The organism is Bradyrhizobium sp. PSBB068 (assembly GCA_016839165.1).
Taxonomy (GTDB): domain Bacteria; phylum Pseudomonadota; class Alphaproteobacteria; order Rhizobiales; family Xanthobacteraceae; genus Bradyrhizobium.
Genome location: CP069300.1, coordinates 2234606 through 2253743, shown reverse-complemented (window position 1 = coordinate 2253743; position 19138 = coordinate 2234606). Strand labels below are relative to the sequence as shown.

The 19138-nt window shown below is 63.9% G+C and carries 17 protein-coding genes and 3 pseudogenes; 11 read left to right on the top strand and 9 right to left on the bottom strand.

The window, feature by feature from the left end; genetic code table 11:
- Positions 1 to 9 precede the first annotated feature (9 nt).
- Together JQ507_10445 and JQ507_10440 are read left to right on the top strand one after the other, a co-directional pair.
- Complete coding sequence (locus tag JQ507_10445) at positions 10 to 756, top strand: glucose 1-dehydrogenase (GenBank protein QRI71853.1); 747 nt, start codon at positions 10 to 12, stop codon at positions 754 to 756.
- Positions 756 to 1988, top strand: a complete 1233-nt coding sequence (locus JQ507_10440) for an MFS transporter (GenBank protein ID QRI71852.1) — start codon at positions 756 to 758, stop codon at positions 1986 to 1988. Before JQ507_10445 ends, JQ507_10440 begins: the two co-directional genes overlap by 1 nt.
- Positions 1989 to 2106: 118 nt before the next feature.
- Here the strand turns inward: JQ507_10440 and JQ507_10435 are convergent, their stop codons facing one another.
- Positions 2107 to 3483 (bottom strand): sensor histidine kinase, encoded by a 1377-nt coding sequence (locus JQ507_10435; protein ID QRI73282.1) that lies wholly within the window; start codon positions 3481 to 3483, stop codon positions 2107 to 2109.
- A 296-nt stretch (positions 3484 to 3779) separates the two neighbouring features.
- Positions 3780 to 4442, bottom strand: coding sequence for a response regulator transcription factor (locus tag JQ507_10430; GenBank protein QRI71851.1), 663 nt, complete (start codon positions 4440 to 4442; stop codon positions 3780 to 3782).
- Positions 4443 to 4842: 400 nt separating this feature from the next.
- Between JQ507_10430 and JQ507_10425 the strand changes: the two genes are divergently transcribed.
- Positions 4843 to 5202 carry a VanZ family protein gene (locus JQ507_10425; GenBank protein ID QRI71850.1) on the top strand — a complete coding sequence of 120 codons (360 nt, stop codon included), beginning with the start codon at positions 4843 to 4845 and terminating at the stop codon, positions 5200 to 5202.
- A gap of 35 nt (positions 5203 to 5237) precedes the next feature.
- Here the strand turns inward: JQ507_10425 and galE are convergent, their stop codons facing one another.
- Both galE and JQ507_10415 read right to left on the bottom strand, forming a co-directional pair.
- The gene (galE, locus tag JQ507_10420) at positions 5238 to 6233 is read right to left on the bottom strand and encodes a UDP-glucose 4-epimerase GalE (GenBank protein QRI71849.1); all 996 of its coding nucleotides are present in this window, start codon (positions 6231 to 6233) and stop codon (positions 5238 to 5240) included.
- Between the two features lie 630 nt (positions 6234 to 6863).
- A pseudogene (locus tag JQ507_10415) lies at positions 6864 to 8579 on the bottom strand (glycosyltransferase).
- A 227-nt stretch (positions 8580 to 8806) separates the two neighbouring features.
- Between JQ507_10415 and JQ507_10410 the strand changes: the two are divergent.
- Positions 8807 to 10114: a UDP-glucose/GDP-mannose dehydrogenase family protein gene (locus tag JQ507_10410; protein QRI71848.1), complete on the top strand. Its 1308-nt coding sequence runs from the start codon at positions 8807 to 8809 to the stop codon at positions 10112 to 10114.
- 91 nt (positions 10115 to 10205) lie between these two features.
- Here JQ507_10410 and rfbD read toward each other — a convergent pair.
- A pseudogene (gene rfbD, locus JQ507_10405) lies at positions 10206 to 11118 on the bottom strand (dTDP-4-dehydrorhamnose reductase).
- Positions 11118 to 11312: a dTDP-4-dehydrorhamnose 3,5-epimerase family protein gene (locus JQ507_10400; GenBank protein ID QRI73281.1), complete on the bottom strand. Its 195-nt coding sequence runs from the start codon at positions 11310 to 11312 to the stop codon at positions 11118 to 11120. Before JQ507_10400 ends, rfbD begins: the two are co-directional and overlap by 1 nt.
- A 784-nt stretch (positions 11313 to 12096) precedes the next feature.
- Between JQ507_10400 and JQ507_10395 the strand changes: the two genes are divergently transcribed.
- From JQ507_10395 to JQ507_10380, 4 genes are all read left to right on the top strand, one after another.
- Positions 12097 to 12360, top strand: coding sequence for a hypothetical protein (locus JQ507_10395; GenBank protein QRI71847.1), 264 nt, complete (start codon positions 12097 to 12099; stop codon positions 12358 to 12360).
- 126 nt (positions 12361 to 12486) lie between these two features.
- Positions 12487 to 13779 carry a hypothetical protein gene (locus JQ507_10390; GenBank protein QRI71846.1) on the top strand — a complete coding sequence of 431 codons (1293 nt, stop codon included), beginning with the start codon at positions 12487 to 12489 and terminating at the stop codon, positions 13777 to 13779.
- A gap of 7 nt (positions 13780 to 13786) precedes the next feature.
- The gene (locus JQ507_10385) at positions 13787 to 14566 is read left to right on the top strand and encodes a serine/threonine protein phosphatase (protein QRI71845.1); all 780 of its coding nucleotides are present in this window, start codon (positions 13787 to 13789) and stop codon (positions 14564 to 14566) included.
- A 4-nt stretch (positions 14567 to 14570) separates the two neighbouring features.
- Positions 14571 to 15155 carry a hypothetical protein gene (locus JQ507_10380; GenBank protein ID QRI71844.1) on the top strand — a complete coding sequence of 195 codons (585 nt, stop codon included), beginning with the start codon at positions 14571 to 14573 and terminating at the stop codon, positions 15153 to 15155.
- A gap of 53 nt (positions 15156 to 15208) precedes the next feature.
- Here the strand turns inward: JQ507_10380 and JQ507_10375 are convergent, their stop codons facing one another.
- The gene (locus JQ507_10375; protein QRI73280.1) at positions 15209 to 16549 is read right to left on the bottom strand and encodes an undecaprenyl-phosphate glucose phosphotransferase; all 1341 of its coding nucleotides are present in this window, start codon (positions 16547 to 16549) and stop codon (positions 15209 to 15211) included.
- A gap of 197 nt (positions 16550 to 16746) precedes the next feature.
- Here JQ507_10375 and JQ507_10370 point away from each other — a divergent pair, with 197 nt between their 5' ends.
- On the top strand, positions 16747 to 17052 hold the full coding sequence (locus JQ507_10370) for a hypothetical protein (protein QRI71843.1): 306 nt from the start codon (positions 16747 to 16749) through the stop codon (positions 17050 to 17052).
- 14 nt (positions 17053 to 17066) lie between these two features.
- Here the strand turns inward: JQ507_10370 and JQ507_10365 are convergent, their stop codons facing one another.
- Entirely contained in the window at positions 17067 to 17441 is a 375-nt protein-coding gene (locus JQ507_10365) for a helix-turn-helix domain-containing protein (GenBank protein ID QRI71842.1), read from the bottom strand.
- A gap of 662 nt (positions 17442 to 18103) precedes the next feature.
- Between JQ507_10365 and JQ507_10360 the strand changes: the two genes are divergently transcribed.
- Positions 18104 to 18292 carry a hypothetical protein gene (locus tag JQ507_10360; protein ID QRI71841.1) on the top strand — a complete coding sequence of 63 codons (189 nt, stop codon included), beginning with the start codon at positions 18104 to 18106 and terminating at the stop codon, positions 18290 to 18292.
- Between the two features lie 175 nt (positions 18293 to 18467).
- On the opposite strand, the pseudogene JQ507_10355 reads toward JQ507_10360, so the two are convergent.
- Positions 18468 to 18674 (bottom strand): annotated as a pseudogene (locus tag JQ507_10355) (hypothetical protein).
- 28 nt (positions 18675 to 18702) lie between these two features.
- Between JQ507_10355 and JQ507_10350 the strand changes: the two are divergent.
- Positions 18703 to 19104: a hypothetical protein gene (locus JQ507_10350; GenBank protein ID QRI71840.1), complete on the top strand. Its 402-nt coding sequence runs from the start codon at positions 18703 to 18705 to the stop codon at positions 19102 to 19104.
- Positions 19105 to 19138 lie beyond the last annotated feature (34 nt).

Below are 19138 nucleotides of genomic sequence, written 5' to 3'. Positions count from 1 at the left end.
GTAGTCGTCATGTCTAATCTCACCGGCAAGGTCGCCATCGTCACCGGAGCATCGAAAGGCATCGGTGCCGCCATTGCCAAGACCCTGGCCGCGCGTGGCGCAGCGCTCGTCGTCAATTACGCGTCTAGCAAGGCTGGCGCGGAAGCCGTGGTCAAATCGATCATCGCCGCGGACGGCAAGGCAATCGCCGTTCAGGGCGACGTGTCCAAGGTGGCGGAAGCAAAGGCTGTGGTCGACGCTGCCATTGCCGCCTACGGCCGCCTCGACATTCTGGTCAACAACTCTGGCGTCTACGAATTCGGCCCTCTGGAGTCGGTCACCGAGCCGCAGTTCCACAAGATGTTTGACGTCAACGTGCTTGGTTTGCTGCTGGTGACGCAGGCCGCGGCTCCCCACCTGCGCGAAGGCGGAAGCATCATCAACATCGGCTCGGGCGTCACCGCGATCACCCCGCCCCAGACGGCAGTCTATACCGCCAGCAAAGGCGCGGTGGACGCCATCACCGGCGTATTGGCCAACGAACTCGGCCCCAGGAAAATCCGGGTCAATACCGTGAGCCCCAGCCTAACCGAGACTGAAGGCACGCACAGCGCCGGAATGCTCGCTTCAGAGTTCGAAGCCGGCATCGTCACCCAGACGCCGCTCGGCCGCCTCGGACAGCCGCAGGACATCGCCGACGTCGTCGCCTTCGTGGCCTCGGACGATGCGCGCTGGGTCACCGGTGATAAAATTTCGGCCGGCGGCGGTCTGCGCTGATGGGAGACCGTCACGTCGGCCACCGCTCGTCGGATGGCCGACATTCCCTTCCAAAAATGGTCCTGAGCCGCCGAGCCAGTTTTTGGGTATCGCTCGCCGTTTCGATGCATACGCTTTGGACGAGCGCCGCACCGGCTCTCAGTTACCGGCTCTATGCCGAGGAATGGCAGCTGTCGCCCCTCCAGACGACGAGCGTGTTCGCGATCTATCCGATATTCGTCGTCGGTACGCTGGTTTTCCTGGGCGATTTATCGGATCACGTCGGAAGACGTCGGACCATGCTTGCCGCGCTCGTCTTCTCCTTGACAGGCGCCCTGGCACTGGCGTGGGCGCTCGATATCGAATGGCTTCTTACGGCCCGCGCAGTAATGGGGATCGGGGTTGGCCTTGCGAGCGGTGCTTCGACAGCCGCCATCCTCGAGTTCAGTCCGAGTGGCGATCCTGAACGTGCCGCTTCCGCGACCAACATGGCACAAGCGCTCGGCTTCGCCACTGCGCTTCTTCTCGGTGGAGCCCTCATTCAGTACGCGCCCTATCCGCTGCGGCTCGACTTTGTCGTTCTCGCGCTGGTGATCGCCACGCTGATCACCGCAGTCTGGTTCCTTCCTCGTCATGTAGGGAGCCGAAAGCCATGGTCTCTACGGATGCCGCATGTGCCGGCAAGCATTCGGAAAGAATTTTGCGTGGCAGCGATCGGCGCCGCGACGGCTTTCACCAGCGGCGCCGTTCTCCTTTCGCTCGGAGGCCAAGTGGCGCACGACCTGGTCGGCTCCGCCAACGAGTTGATGAACGGCGCCGTCCTGGCGAGTTTCGCCGTCGTCTCGGCGGCAGTCACCGGCGTTGCAAGGAAGCTGCCGCCGCGATTGGCATTCTTTCTCGGCTCCATCGCGGCCGTTCTCGCCGTTCTGTTCTTGTGGCTGGCGACGAACGTCCACTCGCTGCCGGCTTTGCTCGTTTCGACCTCGCTGGCGGGGATCAGCTATGCGCTTCTCTTCCTGGGCGCGCTGACCCTGCTAAACGCCGTTTCGCCGGCCGACGGCCGGGGTGGCGTGCTCTCGGCCTTCTATCTCGTCGGCTATCTCTGCATGGGGTTTTGCGCGCTCGCGCTCGGTTTGGTCGCCCGGGCGTCGGGACTGGCGACAGCTGTCGCTGTGGCATCGGTTGTACTCGCTTCGCTGGGAGGCGCGACATTCCTTTTTGCCGCGATGCGCTTCCCAACCATCGTCGAATGACCTCCCGACGAGTGGTCTGCAATTGGCCCTTAGCCGAGACGACTAAGCGCGCCTCTTTTGTCCGCTTCTACGCGAATGAAGTCGTTGTTCGGCTGGCGTTCACAGATGGGTACCCGCCCTACACCGCCGGCAACACCAGCTCGGCCCGCAAGCCGCCGATCGGCGCATCGCTCAGGGTGAGCTTGCCGCCATAAAGGCCGGCGAGATCGGTCACGATCGACAGGCCGAGCCCGGAGCCGGGCTTCGATTCGTCGAGCCGCTGGCCGCGTCGGGCCACCTTGGCGCGCTCGTCCTCCGACAGGCCGCGGCCGTCGTCGTCGACCGCGATGCGCAGCTTCGGCCCGGCGCCCGGCGCCTCCGGCGGCACCACGCTGACCTCGATGAACACCTGCGAGGCCGCCCATTTGCAGGCATTGTCGACCAGATTGCCGACCATCTCCTCCAGATCCTGCCGCTCGCCGCGGAACCGCGCCGCCGGATCGGCCTTCGCCTCGATCGAGAGGTCGCGGTCGCGATGGATCTTCTCCATGGTCCGCCGCAGCGCCTCGATGACAGGTGCGACATCGGTGATGGTCGAGACAATGGTGGCGCGGGCGGCGATCCGGGCGCGCTCGAGATGGTGCGCGACCTGGTCACGCATCACATCGGCCTGCTCCAGCACCTTGCTGGCGAAGGGATCGGCGCCATGCGACGCCGCCTCGTTCACGATCACCGACAGCGGCGTCTTGATCGCATGGGCGAGATTGCCGACATGGGTGCGCGAGCGCTCGACGATCTCCCGGTTGGCATCGATCAGCGCATTGGTCTCGCGCGCCAGCGGCGCGATCTCGACCGGAAACCGTCCCTCCAGCCGCTCGGCGCGGCCGGAGCGGATATCGGCGATCGCATCCGAAATGCGCTTGAGCGGCGCGAGGCCATAGCGCACCTGGAAGATCGTGGTCAGCAGCAGCACGATGCCCAGCGCCGCGAAGGTGCCGAACAGATAATAGTCGAAGCTGCGGGTCTCATCGAAGATCTCGGTGGCGTCACCGGCGACACTGACCAGGAACTTGCCGTCGGCGCCGAGATCGACCGGCCGCTCCACCACCCGCAGGCTCTGGCCCTCGGGCCCATCGACATAGCCGAGGCGGACGCCGGCGGCGGTCAGCTCGGCGCCGTGCTCCTCGAGCTTCGGAAGCTTCTTGTCCCACAGCGAGCGCGAGGCGCGGGTCTCGCCCTTTTCGGTGTCGGTGCGGGTGATCTGCCAGTACCAGCCCGAAAGCGGCAGGTCGAACAGCGGCTCGCCGAGCGACTGGAACTGGCGGTCCGCCGGCTCGTCCGGCGTCGCCACTTCGGCGATCAGGGTACGCAGATAGAGGTTGAGGCGCCGGTCGAAGGCGCGCTCGGTCGCGTCGCGGTAGACCGACGACAGGATGACGCCCGTGATCGCCAGGATCACCACCACCCAGGCGGTCGCCGAGACGAACAGGCGGGTCGCAAGCGAGCTGCCGCCCATCACGCCACGCGCTCGAACAGCGTGTCAGCGGCAACAGACATCAGGGATTCAGACATCTGCGAATCCAGTCCTCCCGGCGCGGATCATGACAATGCCCGTGCACGCCGATCAAGCACTCCAAGAGCATGATCCGATTGTAAAGGATATGCCCTCATCCTTTTGTTTGATCGCGTTTTCTTCACGCGAGCGACCGGGGTATCCGCGTCGCTCGAAAACGCTTTAAGAGCATGATCTCCGCGCAAACGCTACGCGTTTGTCGCGAGGGAGAACCGCTTCGCAGTTTTCCGGATCATGCCTCAAGTCGGCGCCGACAGCATGTAGCCGAGGCCGCGAACCGTCTGGATGATATCGACTTCCAGCTTCTTGCGGATGCGGCCGACGAACACCTCGATGGTGTTGGAGTCGCGGTCGAAGTCCTGGTCGTAGAGATGCTCGACCAGCTCGGTGCGCGAAACCACCCGCCCGGTGTGGTGCATCAGATAGTCGAGCAGATTGTATTCGTGCGAGGTCAGCTTGATCGGGTTGCCGTTGACGGTCACGCGCTTGGTGCGGGTGTTGAGCGCTACCGGCCCGCACACCAGCTCGACCTGGGCATGCCCGGTCGCGCGGCGCAACAGCGCACGGATCCGCGCCAGCACCTCCTCGAGATGGAAGGGCTTGGCGACATAGTCGTCGGCGCCGGCGTCGAAGCCCTGAACCTTGTCGCTCCAGCGGTCGCGCGCGGTGAGGATCAGCACCGGCATCACCCGCTTGTTGCGCCGCCAGGCCTCGAGCACCGAGATACCGTCCATCTTCGGCAGGCCGATATCGAGCACGACGGCGTCATAGGGCTCGCTGTCGCCGAGGAAATGCCCTTCCTCGCCGTCGAACGCGCGATCGACCACATAGCCGGCGTCCGTCAGCGCGGTGGTGAGCTGGCGGTTCAGATCCGGGTCATCCTCAACGACGAGCAGACGCACTTTGGCCTCCGAGAGTGAGCATTGCGATAGTTCGGCATCAAATGAGGCTTCGCGCCGTGAACGGCCTATGAATGGATCCGCGACGCAAATCTAATTTTTTCGTCAGGTGCACCATCCCGGGAACCCGCGCAAGCGCCGCTGGTTCCATCGGTCAGATGTGGATGGAACTGCGACGGGTTCCAATTGATGGTATCAAAATACCTAATATTTGATACGCACCGGCTAACCCAACATCGTGTTACCAATGCGCCGGCGCCGTGAGCCAGCTCACCGACGGCGGCGGGTTAACCCTCGGCGGGCATTTAATTATCGTTGATATCGGCGATGCGCTAATCCAGCACGGCGGGGCGCAGGGACCGGGAATAGTTTTTTGCTTGTTTCAAAGATCAAGACGTTTGCTGTGGTCGCCGGCTGGCTCGCGCTGGCCTTCATCGCATTTGTCACACTGTCGCCAATCCAGGACCGTCCAACGTTCTTGCACCCGCAGGCCGAGCGCTTCGCCGCGTATGCCGTGATGGGACTGGCCTTTGTGCTGGGCTACCCGCGGCGCACCGCGCTGATCGTGCTGTTTGTCGTCTTCAGCGCCTTCACGCTGGAGGCGATGCAATTGCTGACACCGGACCGCCACGGCCGGCTGCTCGACGCGGTCGTGAAGGTCGCGGGCGGTTTTGCCGGCATCGGCGCGGGTCACTTCATCCTGCTGGTGCTGCGCAGCCAGTTCGGCCGGCTGAAATCGCGCGCGGAGAACTCCGCAAGCTAAAGCGCGATGACGATTCAACCTGATCTCATCGCGCTTTAACGCCGGCGCGGATGCGCCTTCTGGTGCCACGCCCAGGCCGAGCGAATGATGTGGCCGAGATCGGACCGGCTCGCCTTGAAGCCGAGACCGCTTTCCGACTTGGAGGGATCGGCCACCAGGATCGGCGGATCGCCGGCCCGGCGCTCGCGCACCACGCACGGCACCGCTTCGCCGGTCTCGGCGCGGATCGCGTCGAGCACCTCGCGCACCGAATAGCCGGTGCCGGTGCCGAGGTTGAACACGCCGCCGGCGTCGCCCTTCAACAGCAGTTCGAGTGCCGCGATATGGGCGCTGGCGAGATCGTCGACATGGATATAGTCGCGCACCGCGGTGCCGTCAGGCGTCTCGTAATCCTCGCCGAAGATCGCGAAGTCCGGCACGTGCCCGAGCAGCGCCATCAGTGCGCGTGGAATGAGGTGCGTCTCGGGATCGCGCAGCTCGCCGATGGTGCCGGAAGCATCGGCGCCGCAGGCGTTGAAGTAGCGCAGGCAGACCGAGTTGAACCGATAGGCCGCGCGATAGTCGGCCAGCATCTGCTCGATCATGAATTTGGAGCGGCCGTACGGATTGACGGTCGGACCCGCGGCGCTCTCGGGAATCGGATCGCGCCCGGCATTGCCGTAGACGGCGCCGGTCGAGGAGAACACCAGGCGGTCGCAACCCGCTTCCCGCATCCCGCGCAGCAGGCCGAGCGTGCCCGCAACGTTGTTGCTGTAGTATTTCTGCGGGTCCGCGACGGATTCGCCGACCGCGCTGAACGCGGCGAAGTGCATCACGGCAAGCGCATCGTGCTCGCGGACCGTGGCCGTGATCCTGTCATGATCGGCGACGTCGCCGATGACGAGCGGCCCCCATTGCACGAAGTTGCGGTGACCGGTGGAGAGATTGTCATAGACGACCGGAACAAAGCCGGCCTCGGCAACGGCCTTGGCGCAATGGGATCCGATATATCCCGCGCCGCCCGTGATGAGGATCGAACCCCTGCTCGCCATTGAAAATGCCGTCCCTGCGCCGGCCAGTCCCGCGCCTCAACAAATGCAATCGTTGCATGGGTACGACATTCCGCCGGACGCGGCAAAACGACGATGGGAATAGCGTTAAGAGCGAACGGATGTGCGGCAAGCGGGACGGTTAACGCGACCGCAGCGGTACACCGGTCTGTTGCCCGACCGGCGGCGCGTGTCGCCTCCCATAAGGATAAACCGGGTTGCCGGCGGGACCGGCCTCGTCGCCGGCGGCCGCGATGTCGGAACGCCGCCGCCCGGTCCATCGATCGAATAGCGCGCTCCGCCCTGCGTGGTCTGTCCGCTGCCCTGTGCAAGCGCGGCGCCTGCGGCAGCGACGGCCAGCGTCGCGATCGTGCACAGGCCGGCCAGCTTCATGACGATGGCTCGAGGGATGTGAACGGGATCAACCGGTCAAGCCGGCAATCGTTCCGGATGCCCGCCGCCACATGCATCGAACGAAAGCGGCGCGGCGAAATGTCTCGCCGCGCCACTGTCAATCGATGGGGCCCTGCTCGAGGAAATTCAGGCGCCGGCCTGCGCGATCGCGGCCCAATGATCGGGGTTCGCCGGGGTCTGCATCCTGACCCAGCGATAACGCGCCTGCGACCAGGTGCGGAGGAAGCAGATGTTCTCCGTGTCGACGCAATCGACGGCGGCATTGTTGATGGCCGCGAAGTTGAACGGCCCGTCGACCGAAATCACGTCGATGTCGTCGTCGGAAAGGCCCTCCAGATAGTCCAGCGCGTCAGGCTCGCTCGAGCCGTTGTCGACGACAAGGATCCGGGCGTTGGTCTCGTGCGCGGCCGGCAGGACCGTCTCGATGCAGCGCTTGAGAAGCTCGGCGCGATTCCTGGTCGGGATGATGATGGTGGTGCGCTCATTCCAGTCGACGGCGCGCTTGACCCGCACGGCGGGAAGCAGACCCGCCGGCCGCGGCTCGACATGCGCCTCGACGCCGTCCCTCGCGAAATAGGCCTCGCTTGCGGCGACAAGCTCGACGGTTGCGGCGGGCGCATCAATTCCCGGCAACGCCGCAACCGATCCCGGCAGATGACAGGTTCGCTCCCGCTCCGCGCAGGACAGGAAGATGTCGTAGAGCGACGTTGCGGATCGCAGCGCCGCCACGGCGCGTTCGCGGCGCACAGCAAAGCAATACGCCCCATAGCCCTGCTCGAGCGCACGTTCGAGATCGAATGCTGGAAACGCCAGCGGCCAGACGGCGCCGGCACCCGCGGCGATTTCGACGTCGCCATAGACGAGATCGCAGCCGGGTTCGGAAGCAAGCACTTCGGCGAAGCGATGCAAGGCATCTTCAGCCAGGATCGTCCCGCTCAGGCAGAAGACGAAGAATGTGCCGTTGGCGGCATCGCCGTCGATGAATTCGCGCGCCGCTCCCGGATCGAACCGGCTGAACCCGCGCGTCGGCAGGCACACCGCCGACCAGGCCGCATGCCGCTGGGCTTCGAGACTCTCGATGCTTTCGTCCACCCTGGCCTCGCCGATCAGGACGACCGCGGCCTCCGATGGAGCGTCAGACTCCATCGCCGTCGGCGCGAAGCGTTCCTTCCAGCTGCGATAGGTGTGAAACGGGACCGAAGCCGGCAACAGCTGATCGAACAATTGTCCGCGCAACCGCTCGCTGTCCCAGCGTCCGAGCTCCGCGATGGTCTGCTCCAGTCCGCGCTCGAACGCGACGAATGCGACCGGCTCGGAGATCAGGCTCCGTCCGGACACCGTCCGCGCCGACAGCCCGCGCACACGGCCGTCGGCAAAATGCTCGGGCAGATGAAAATCGATCCGGCGGCCGACGCCGAACTCGCCGCCCCGCGCGACGTTGGTCCACCCGGTGGGCTTCACGGTCATCACCGGCCGCTGCGCGATCAGGATCTCGATGTCCTCGGCCAGGTCCTGCGCAAGCCAGCCCTCGAAGCGCAGGCCACCAGCCCACTTGATCTCGCAGATCCGGTGCCACTGCGCGTCCGGTGCAGCGACATCGCAGCGAATCGGAGCACCGACGGCACCTCCGATATTGGCCAGCCGCGCCTCGATGATTGCGGCGCTGCCGCCGACCTCATCCTGCACGCTGAAGGTAAAGCCAAATCGTCCATCGCCGATTCCGGCAGCGGCGAGCTCTGTTACAAACTCGTCACACAATGATGACATGTATGGCTCGCCGTCGACGAGCAGCTCGACGGTATAGCGCCGGCCGAGATCGGCGCGGTCATACACAAATCCAGAAAACGTCGTGCGATCGTATCTGGAGAATTGCGTTTGCAACGACGCGTATTCAGCTCTCGAGGGCTTCTGCTTGCCAATCGTCTTCGTGCTCATGTCCACCCCTCAAACGGCGGCTCGATTGTCGGTCGATTTCAAGTTGAGAATGTGTCCATGGCGCGTCCGAGGCGACTAGCGCGCACTCGATTGCACCGAGCCCATCACCGTTTGCACAAAAAGCCGCCGAGCTCCAACACAAACCATACGCTATAAAACTTGGCGTTGTCGGCGCCAATTGTGCTAGTGCTAACTCCTCCTCTCCACACCGATCGACGAGCGGATTCATGAAGATTGCAATGGTTGGAACGGGATATGTAGGTCTCGTGTCCGGAGCGTGTTTTGCCGACTTCGGCCATCAGGTCGTTTGTGTCGACAAGGACGCCGGCAAGATCGAAGCCCTGAAGCGCGGCAAGATCCCGATCTACGAAACCGACCTCGATAAGCTCGTCGAGACCAACGCCGCTTCCGGACGGCTGACCTTCACGACGGAGCTCGCGGGCGCGGTCGGCGACGCCGACGCCGTGTTCATCGCGGTCGGAACGCCCTCGCGGCGCGGCGACGGCCATGCAGATCTGAGTTATGTCTATGCAGCCGCCAAGGAGATCGGCGCCGCGCTCAAGAAGTTCACCGTGGTGGTGACGAAGTCGACCGTGCCCGTGGGCACCGGCGACGAGGTCGAACGCCTGATCCGCGAGACCAGTCCGAACGCCGATTTCGCGGTGGCTTCGAACCCCGAATTCCTGCGCGAAGGCGCCGCGATCCAAGATTTCCGCCATCCCGACCGGATCGTCGTCGGCACCGAGGACGACCGCGCCAAGAAGGTGATGGGCGAAGTCTATCGTCCGCTGTACCTGAACCAGGCGCCGATCCTCTATACCGCGCGGCGCACGGCGGAACTGATCAAATACGCCGCGAATGCCTTCCTCGCCACCAAGATCACCTTCATCAACGAGATCGCCGATCTCTCCGAAAAGGTCGGGGCGAACGTGCAGGAGGTCGCGCGCGGCATCGGGCTCGACAACCGGATCGGAACCAAGTTCCTGCATGCCGGCGCGGGCTACGGCGGCTCCTGCTTCCCGAAGGACACCCGCGCCCTGTTCAAGACCGCGCTCGACCACGACGTGCAGCTGAAGATCGTCGAGGCGACGCTGACCGCCAACGACAACCGCAAGCGCGCGATGGCGCGCAAGGTCGCCAACGTGCTCGGCGGCGAGCTGCGCGGCAAGACGATCGGCGTGCTCGGCCTGACCTTCAAGCCCGATACCGACGACATGCGCGAGGCTCCGTCGATCCCTCTGATCAACGGCCTGATCGATTTCGGCGCCAAGGTTCGCGCCTACGATCCGGTCGGCATGGAGCAAGCGCGCAAGGAATTGCCGGAGATCGAGTACTGCACGGACGCCTATGAATGCGCGCGGCAGGCCGATGCGCTGGTCATCGTGACCGAGTGGCGCCAGTTCCGCGCGCTCGATCTCAAGCGCATCAAGCAGGAGATGAAGCATCCGGTCGTCGTCGACCTGCGCAACATCTACCGTCCGGACGAGATGGCCGCGCACGGCTTCACCTACGAGAGCATCGGCCGGCCGCGCTGAGCGGCTGTGCCGCGGCGCTCGCTTCACCTTTCCCCATCGGGGAGAGGTGAAGCTCCGCCGCCGTTTCAATTCAACCCAATCCCCTCACGCTCTAAGCGTGCGCCGGCGCGCTGAGCTGGACATAGGCGTCGAGCTCGCGCGCAAGCGCCTCCTGCCAGGTCGGCATCGCGACGCCGAACTGCGCTTTCAGCCGCGTCAGATCCAGCCGCGAATTGCCAGGGCGCACCGCCTTGGTCGGGAAATCGGCCGTCGCAATCGGAACGATATTGTCGACGGCGAGCGTGACGCCCCGCGACCGCAGCCCACCGACGATGGCGGTGGCAAAGCCATGCCAGCTGGTTTCGCCGGCGCAAACCAGATTGACGACGCCGCCCCTGCGCATGAGCTGATCGTGCAGCGTCGTGATGTTCGGCAGGACAATGCCGGCGACCGCACTGGCGATCGCTTGAGCCGTCGTCGGCGCGCCGATCTGATCGGCCACGATCCGCAGCTCCTTACGCTCGCCGGCGAGCCGCGCGATGGTACGCAGGAAATTGCTGCCCTTCGCGGCATAGACCCATGAGGTGCGCGCGATCAGATGCGCGCCGCCCGCCGCCTGGATCGCGACATCGCCGGCAAGCTTGCTGGCGCCGTAGGCCGACAGCGGTTCGGTCGGGCTGTCCTCGCGCCACGACCGGTCTCCTGAGCCGTTGAAGACGTAGTCGGTGGAGAAATGCACCAGCGGCACGCGGTTCGCGGCCGCCCATTTGGCGAGCGCCTCGGGCCCCCTGGCGTTGACCAGAAAGGCCAGCTCACGCTCGTCCTCGGCACGATCGACCGCCGTGTACGCAGCCGGATTGATGATGAGATCGGGCTTCAGGCTTTTCGAGCTGGGCCGTCACCGTCTCCGGCTTCGACAGATCGAACTTCGCGGACGGCGGCGCGATGATGGTGCCGTGACCTTCCAGCAGCGGCTTCAGCGCACTGCCAACCTGGCCGCGTGTTCCCGTCAAAAGAATCCGCATCAGATTTGTCCGTAGCTGGGAAGATTGCTGGCGTCGGCGAGCAGCGGCGCATCCGCATCCTTCGCCGACAGCTGTGGCTTATCGACGCCCCATTTGATGCCGATCGCGGGATCGTTCCAGCGGATCGAGAGCTCGTCCTTGGGGCTGTAGAAGTCGTCGCATTTGTAGAAGAAGTCGGCGGTTTCCGACAGCACCACGAAGCCGTGGGCGAAGCCGCGCCCGGCGACGACATCGGAACTCGTCGGACCGTTGGTCGGCATGTAATAGCAACCGCTGACCGAAACGGCGGCCGCAAGCAATATCATTGTTCGAATGAAATTCGCGCGCGACATTCAAATACTCCGGCCGTGCCGTAACACGCCGACCATCACAATCACAAGGTTCCGCGATATACTGTGGTACGATTGATAAGAAATGTTAGCGGAGTGAGGCAATTCGGCGACACCCTGCGCCGCCGTAGGCCAAACGGCCCGAGCGGCATCACTCCGGCTTTGATTTCGTGTGATGTTCCCGTTATCTGTGAATGAGATGGTTTGAGTGAACGGTAGAGGGTTCGATGGCTCGCATGAAGCCATTGGCGATCGCATTGGGAACCGTCGCCCTGCTGCTTGGCGGCTCCGGGGTTTTTGCCGCGGAATTGAGCGTTTCCGCTGCCCCGCGCGCCGCGCAGCGCGTCAGCGGCAATTGCTAGCGGCTGCAACATTGTCACGGCGATGTCTGCCAATGGAAACGGGTCCGCTGGCACGGCTGTCCGGATCGCTATTCCTGCGCGCCACTCTACGGCGCCTACGGACCCTATGGCGGCCGCGACTATTGGGCCGCCTACAGCTACGGCGACCTGCACCCGTACTGAATGTTAATCCACTAACAAAGCCGCCCCATTCGCGCGGGCCGACACCATGCCGGCGCGCCTCGCGACCACCGGGTTAACCCCGGCTTAGGACCCGGCCCGCTAGGATGCGGAGGCAGGGTTTGGTTATGTTACTTATTTTCCTTTGCAATTTGATCGGCGGCGCCGTTGTCGGGCGGCGCCAGCACTGCCTGGTGCTGGTGCCCGTCACGCTTGCGGAACTCGCGCTGCTTGCCGTTATCGCAGGCGAGCGCCTCGCGTGGCCCGAGACCATCCTGCTCATGATCATCGCGGTCGTATCGTTGCAAGGCGGATATCTCGCAAGCGCCTTCGCGCCGCTGTTCTGGTCCCGCACCTCGACGCCGTTGCTCGCCCTGCGCCGCCCGCATTGACGCGGCACGAGGCCGCCGCATTCGGCGCGCTGCATTTTCCATTGACCTCGCCGCGAGCCCGGGGCATCCCGCTGCCTTGCGTCGTCATCCTCCGCAGGAATGCCCTCCTCAGGACTTGCCCCGCTCGTGTGGAACGTCACGGCTTTCATCTGCATCTTGATCGGTGCGTCGATTCCGCTGGGTCTGTTCGACGCCTCGTTCGTCACCGGCCTCGTTGGCGCCGCGACGTCGCTTGGGTTGCTGGCGAGCCTGATGGTGATCCGTCCAGGTGAACTGTCATTCCTGAAATCGGTCGCCGGGCCCGCCGTCACGACAGCGCTGGTGCCGGTGCTCTGGATCATCCTGCAGATGCTGCCGCTGCCGTTCCTCGCGCATCCGGTGTGGAAGTTCGCCGGCGAAACGCTGGGAGCACCGCTCAGCGGCAGCATCACGATCGATACCGGCGCCAGCCTTGGCGCGCTGCTGGTCTGGCTGTCGCTGTTATCGGTGATGATATCAGCCGCGGCGATCGCGATCGATGCCCGCCGCGCCGACATGGTGGCCCGTAGCAGCGCGGCGACGGCAACCGTCGCGGCACTGATCCTGCTGCTGTACAGCGATCCGATCAAATTCTGGCTTGGTGCCGGCGACGCGGCACGCGATCAGACCGCGAACGGCTTCCTGATCGTCGTTCTCATGGGCGTACCGCTCAGCCTGGCGCGCGCGCTCGACGCCGGCGGCCATGCTGATGGCCGCACGGCGGCGCAGCTTTTGCGATTGCGCTGGCTGTTCGCCGCCAGCACGCTGTTCTGCACCGCCTGCGCCTGCTGGTACGGCCGTCGCGGCGCAGCGGTCGCGTTCGCTGCGGGCGTCGGTCTCGTCCTGATGATTTTCGCCGCGCGAAAGCTTCATCTGCACCGCTGGAGCAGCGCCGGCGCCGCCGCGGCGATCGCGCTGATCGCGCTGGCGACCGCGGTCGCCAACCGTCACCCCGACGTGGCGCTTGCAATCGCATTCGCCGATGCGCCGGCCGAGTTCGTGCAATCGACCCACAATCTGCTCGCCGACCTGCCCGCGCTCGGCAGCGGCGCCGGCACCACCGCCATGTTGGCGTCCACCTACACGGACTGGCAGGGCGCGACCACGCGGCCCGTGGTGGCGAGCAGCGCCGCCGCCTTGATCGCCCAGTTCGGTTCCGCCATGTTCTGGACTCTACTCGCGGTTACGATCGTGGGCATCGCGGCGTTCACGGCCGGTGCACGCAATCGCCGCCGTGACTGGTCCTATCCCGCGGCGGCCGCGGCCGCGCTGCTGACGCTGCTGCTCGCCGCCTTCACCTTGCCGGAATTGCCGGCGCTGCCCGGAGTGATCGTGTTGGGAGCCGTGATCGGAACAGGACTGGCACAGCGCATCAGCCGTTCACGGTTGCAGGCGGGCTGAGCGGCAGATGCGCAACCTCCTCCGGCGTATTGTCGGCCAGACCGGCGACCTCGAACATGACGAGGGCGATGAGACCTGCATCTACGCCGTCGGCGACATCCACGGGCACGCCGATTTGCTGAGCGAGATCTGCGCCCGCATCGATGCCGATATCCGCAAGTTCCGGCCGGCGCGGCCGATCCAGGTGTTCCTCGGCGACTACATCGATCGCGGACCGGATTCGCGCGATGTGATCGCGATGCTCGATCAGCGGCGGCGAAACCGGAGCATGGTCTGCCTGCTCGGCAATCACGAGGCCTGTCTGCTGGAGTTTCTCGTCAATCCCGACATGCTCGCGCAATGGCGGCAGTTCGGCGGCCTGCAAACGTTGATGTCCTACGGGCTGACGCCCTCGCCGAATCCCGACGCTGAGGAACGCAGGGCACTCGCGCAGGCGCTGGTTCACCAGATGCCTCCGGCCCATCTTGCCTTCCTGCGCTCGCTGCCGATCTGTTATGTGCACAGCCGCTATTTCTTCGTACATGCCGGCGTCAGGCCCGGCATCGCGCTCAACCAACAGCGCCGGGAAGACCTGCTCTGGATCCGCGACGACTTCCTGATGTCGGAAGATGATTTCGGTAAGGTCGTGGTCCACGGCCACACGCCGGTGCACGAGGCCGAGCTGCTGCACAACCGCATCAATGTCGACACCGGCGCCTATGCGACCGGCCGCCTGACCTGCGTCAAGCTCGAGGGCGCACGGCGATCGCTGATGATGACCGGCGATCGGGCCGCGCGCCATGGCTGATGCAATGGCTGACACGATCCGCCGATACGCACGGCAGCTCCCAGCGGGCTTCGCGTCGGCCACGGCCACGATCGGCGCCGCGACGCTGGCGTTGTCGGCCTGGTGGCTCGCCGCCGATGCATTGCGCGGCAAGCCGTCGTTCGCTGCCGACATCGGCGTGGTCAGGAGCGAGCTGTGGCTGCGCGACGGCTGGAGCGAATTACAGAGCTCCCCCGAGGCGGCCGAAGCCGCGTTCACGCGCGCGCTTCGACTCTCGCCGATGGACGCCGGCGCCTGGTTCGGCCTCGCCCCCGCGACCGGGCGGTTCGACTGGCTGAACCCGACCGCATCGAAGGCGCTCAAGATGTCCTACTACACCGGCTTCAACCGCAGCGACCTGGTCGCGCCGCGCCTGATCCTGCTGGCGCAGGTCGACACCACGCGCGATGTGGAGCTGGTCGACCTGCTGCGGCGACAGGTCCGCCTGATCATCACCCGCGCGCCGGAGCTGAAGGGTGCGGTCGGCCAGGCCTATCGCGTGGCGACCGACGCCAACCGGCGCATCATCGAGGCGGAATTCAAGGACGCCAAACAGAGCATTCCGGAGTAAGGCGTGTCGGCATTGGCGGCCGTCGGATGCCAGGTCGTCACGACATCCGGCCGTCAGACACCCTTGTGCCGCAGCACCGCACCGACCGTGCGCAACAGGATGCGCAGGTCGAGCACGAAGCTCCAGCTCTTGATGTAGATCAGGTCGTGCGCGACGCGCAGCTGCATGTCCTCGATCGCGGGCGTCGCGCCGCGCAAGCCCTGCACCTGGGCGAGACCGGTGATACCCGGCTTGACATGCTGACGCTGCGCGTAGCTCGCGATCAGCTTCGAATATTTGTCGTCATGCGCCAGCGCGTGCGGCCGCGGTCCGACCAGCGACATGTCGCCGCGCAGCACGTTGATCAGCTGCGGCAGCTCGTCGATGCTGCGGCGGCGCAGCGTCGCGCCGATCCCGGTCAGCCGTGCATCGTTCGGACGCGCCTGCATGATGACATCGCCGTCCTCGAGCACATGCATCGAGCGGAATTTGAGGATGGTGAACGGCCTGCCGTCGAACCCGTTGCGGCGCTGCCGGAACAGCACCGGGCCTTTGGAGTCGAGCTTGATCGCAATCGCGGTCCCGATCAGAAGTGGCGCGAACAGCACCAGGAGGCCGCTCGATGCCACGATGTCGAACAGCCGCTTGCCCGCACGCTCGAGCGAGGTGAGCGGCGAGCGCTGCATTTCCAGCGTCGGGATCGGGCCGCTCACCACCATCCGCAGCGCCAGGAAGCGTTCCGCGGTTCGATCCGGCAGCAGCCGCACCGGCAACGGTGACGCCCGCAATTGATCACAGACGAACTGGATGCGTGGCTCCTGCTGCCAGGGCATTGCAAGAATGATCTCGTCGGCGCCGCACTCACGCGCGGCACGAATCGCCGACTCAACCGCCGTGCGATCGCCCGCGTCGTGGGCCTGGCCGGTCAACTGAATCCGCCGCACCTCGCTGAGACCGAAATCGCACAGCAGGCTCGATTGCCGCACCCGTGACAATTCGTCCGCCATCCCGACCACCACCGCGCGGCGGGTCGCCAGCATGCCGCGGTCGATCGCGCGTTGCAGCGGCGCCTGCAGCAGCATCCGTCCGGCCACCAGCCCGAGGCCGCCGATCAGGCCGAATGACATCACCGAGCCGCGCGAGACGCCGGAGCCGACTTTCAGGAGGAAGATGATCAGTGTCATCAGCAGGACGACCAGCAACCATCCGCCGAGGAGGCTGCTCCAGCGCCGGTCGAGGCCGGCCAGCACCTGCGCATGATAGAGGCCCTGCGACTTCGCCACGAACATGTGAAGGATCGCGGCGAGAACCCCGATCCCTAGAAAACCCTCGAAGCTGTTGCTATAAACCGTGTGGTAGTAGAACAGATGATAGGCCGCGCCGCCAATGATGCTGGACAGCACGACGATGATCATCTCGAAGGCGACGGCAAACGCTTCGAGCGAGGCAAAAGCGAACGAGAAGGCGCCGAAGTTAACCGGTACCTTCGCTAATCGAGCGTCCGAAAGGTCGGTCATCGGTAATTAACATTCGTGTTAACGATTCACATGTTTAATATCGGGCAAGCCATGAACCCGCAAGGCCTGCCCGCAATATCAGGCAGAGAGCGTCCATGAGTTCATCGGCTGGCGAAACCGAGGCCGCGCTGGTAGCCCTCCTCCACTTGATCCGCCTGATGGGCGCCGAACTGGTCGCTGGCCAGCACCGCGACGACGTCGAGGTGCTGGTCAAGGCGGTCGAAACAAAGCTCCGATCGGCCCGCTTTCCGGCCGACATGCCGAATCAGGACATCGTCAACGGCTTGGACCTCGCACAGGCGAGGCTGCGTCCAATCCTCGAAGAGCTACGCGCACGATCAGAAAAAGCGCATCTGAGCGACCAGCTGTTGCTGGCTCCCAGGCCCTCACGAATCCATTAACGGATGAGCCTTGGTCAGCTCTGGACTTCACCACGGCGGGGCAAACCGTTCCCGCCGCTGGACCTGACCGCCAGCTTCTCCTCGATCTTCATTTTCTCGAGCAATAGGTCGGTTACGATCCGGCGCAACCGTTCATTTTCCAGCCGCAATTCGTCAATACGGTTATGGGCGTGGGGGATCCCATCTCGATCATCGGTGCGAGCGGCAAGTGCGGTCACAGTACCATTCCCCGGGTGGCCGCGTTCGGCCTCCTGCTTGCGCCAGCGGTGAAATGTCATCACGCTAACGCCCAGCACCTTGCACGCTTGGGCTTGTGACTGCCCCCGCGCCATGAGTTCCTCGGCCTGCTTGACCTTGGAACTGATCTCGTCAGTTGAATGACGCCTCATTGGTCATCTCATTGCCCCCTAGATTAGCAATCATCGCATGGCCTATAAGCTATGTAAATGCAACAGGAAATTCAAATTACGGATTCCCCGGGGGGCCTTCGGGAGCCTCGAATTTGCCGTCGATAACGCTGCATTTTGCGAAGAAACGCCGAACCTGCAAGGTATTTACCGGAATATTTGAGCGATATTCCCGCGCCGAACCGACCTCACAGGAAAAGTTATACGACTTTCTGCGTATGAGAATTTGATCTGGGTAACTGGCGCACCGTTTGCATTCCTGAATGAGAAGCAAATGAGAACATCCAATCGGTCCTTCGACAGATTGTGAGTGCGTCATGCCTCTGCGATATCTACGTCGCCAGTCAAGCGAGAGTTTCACAGCACTCCAGCAAATTAATCCCGCAACCCCAGCGTTCGGCGGCTTGCAGGCGCGCACGTGCAGCGATAGTTACAGAGACGTTAGGCGTCACGAGAGCTTCAACATATTTGAGGATTATTTTCACGAAACCTAACACTAATAACGCGATCCACGAATTATCGATTAGGCGCTTTCCCACCCGAGGCCATCAGGCGGCACCACCGCCCGACAATCCGCGAACTATTCCGTGCTGACGCTTGTCAGAGCCAGCTTCTGATCGACAATTATTACGGGGATCGACACTATGGCGCGTCTCAAGGTCTTCGAAGGAAAGCAATCCCCGCCCAGCGAGGCGACCGATGTCCTGGAACGCCTGGTCGCGGAGACTTCCGAGCTCCGGCATACCGCCGTCGAGCTGGTGTTGCAGACCTGGATCCTGCGCGAGCGTCTGTCCGATGTCGTAGCGCACAAGCCGGTGCGCCAAGAGCACTGACCCGGCCCCGCTGTCCACCACAGACCTGTTGCCGAAGCCGCCGGCATCCGGCAGCCCAATCCGCGCTTCTATTTTAGATAGAGTTGTCCGCGAGCACGGACGAACCACCACCCTCGCCGCGCCGGCGCGAAAGTGGTGGCAATCGCGCAGTAAGGAATTCGCAGACGAATGTCAGCGATGAACCCCGGTGCAATGCGGCGCGCGGGGCAGTCTGCTGACGCGATACACCAAACGAGCGGGACGCAACCGGGCGCTCGTGAATTTCACGCAGCTCAGCGATATCCAACATCAGCGCAACAACCTCGTTGCGCAGCGATTGGTTAGTCGCGAGCAACGCCTCCTCGATCGGCTGATGCAAATGTTGAATCTTGTGCTGCTTCATGGCGCGCCCTCGCTCTGCGGTTAAGGGTATGAGCGATGTGATTGAAGTTTCGATGACAGAGTTAGATCACGCACATGGAAAGCGGTTAATGGGGCAGGTTTGCGACCAACATCACACCGACAGTAATTTTTCCAGTTTTCGCTTCCACAACCTGATCGCGAAAGGTTTAATCGATGGCCGTATTCTGTCGTTGCGATGGGATGCTTGCGGCAGTGATGCGACGCGCAGCCAAATAGCGCAGTCGGCGCCGGCCGTGGAGTGCGACCAAGAGCATAAAATCATTCGACGATCATTGCTGGCTGCGATTGCGATTGAAACCGGCGGCATGCTTGCGAGCGATCGCAATGTCGCCGCGTCAGAGGCCGGTTGCTTGAAGAGGTGTTCCAGCCTCGAACCAGATATTCCACCAACGCCGGCGTACACACACTAAATCTGCTGCGCTGGATCGACCAGATTTGCTCTGC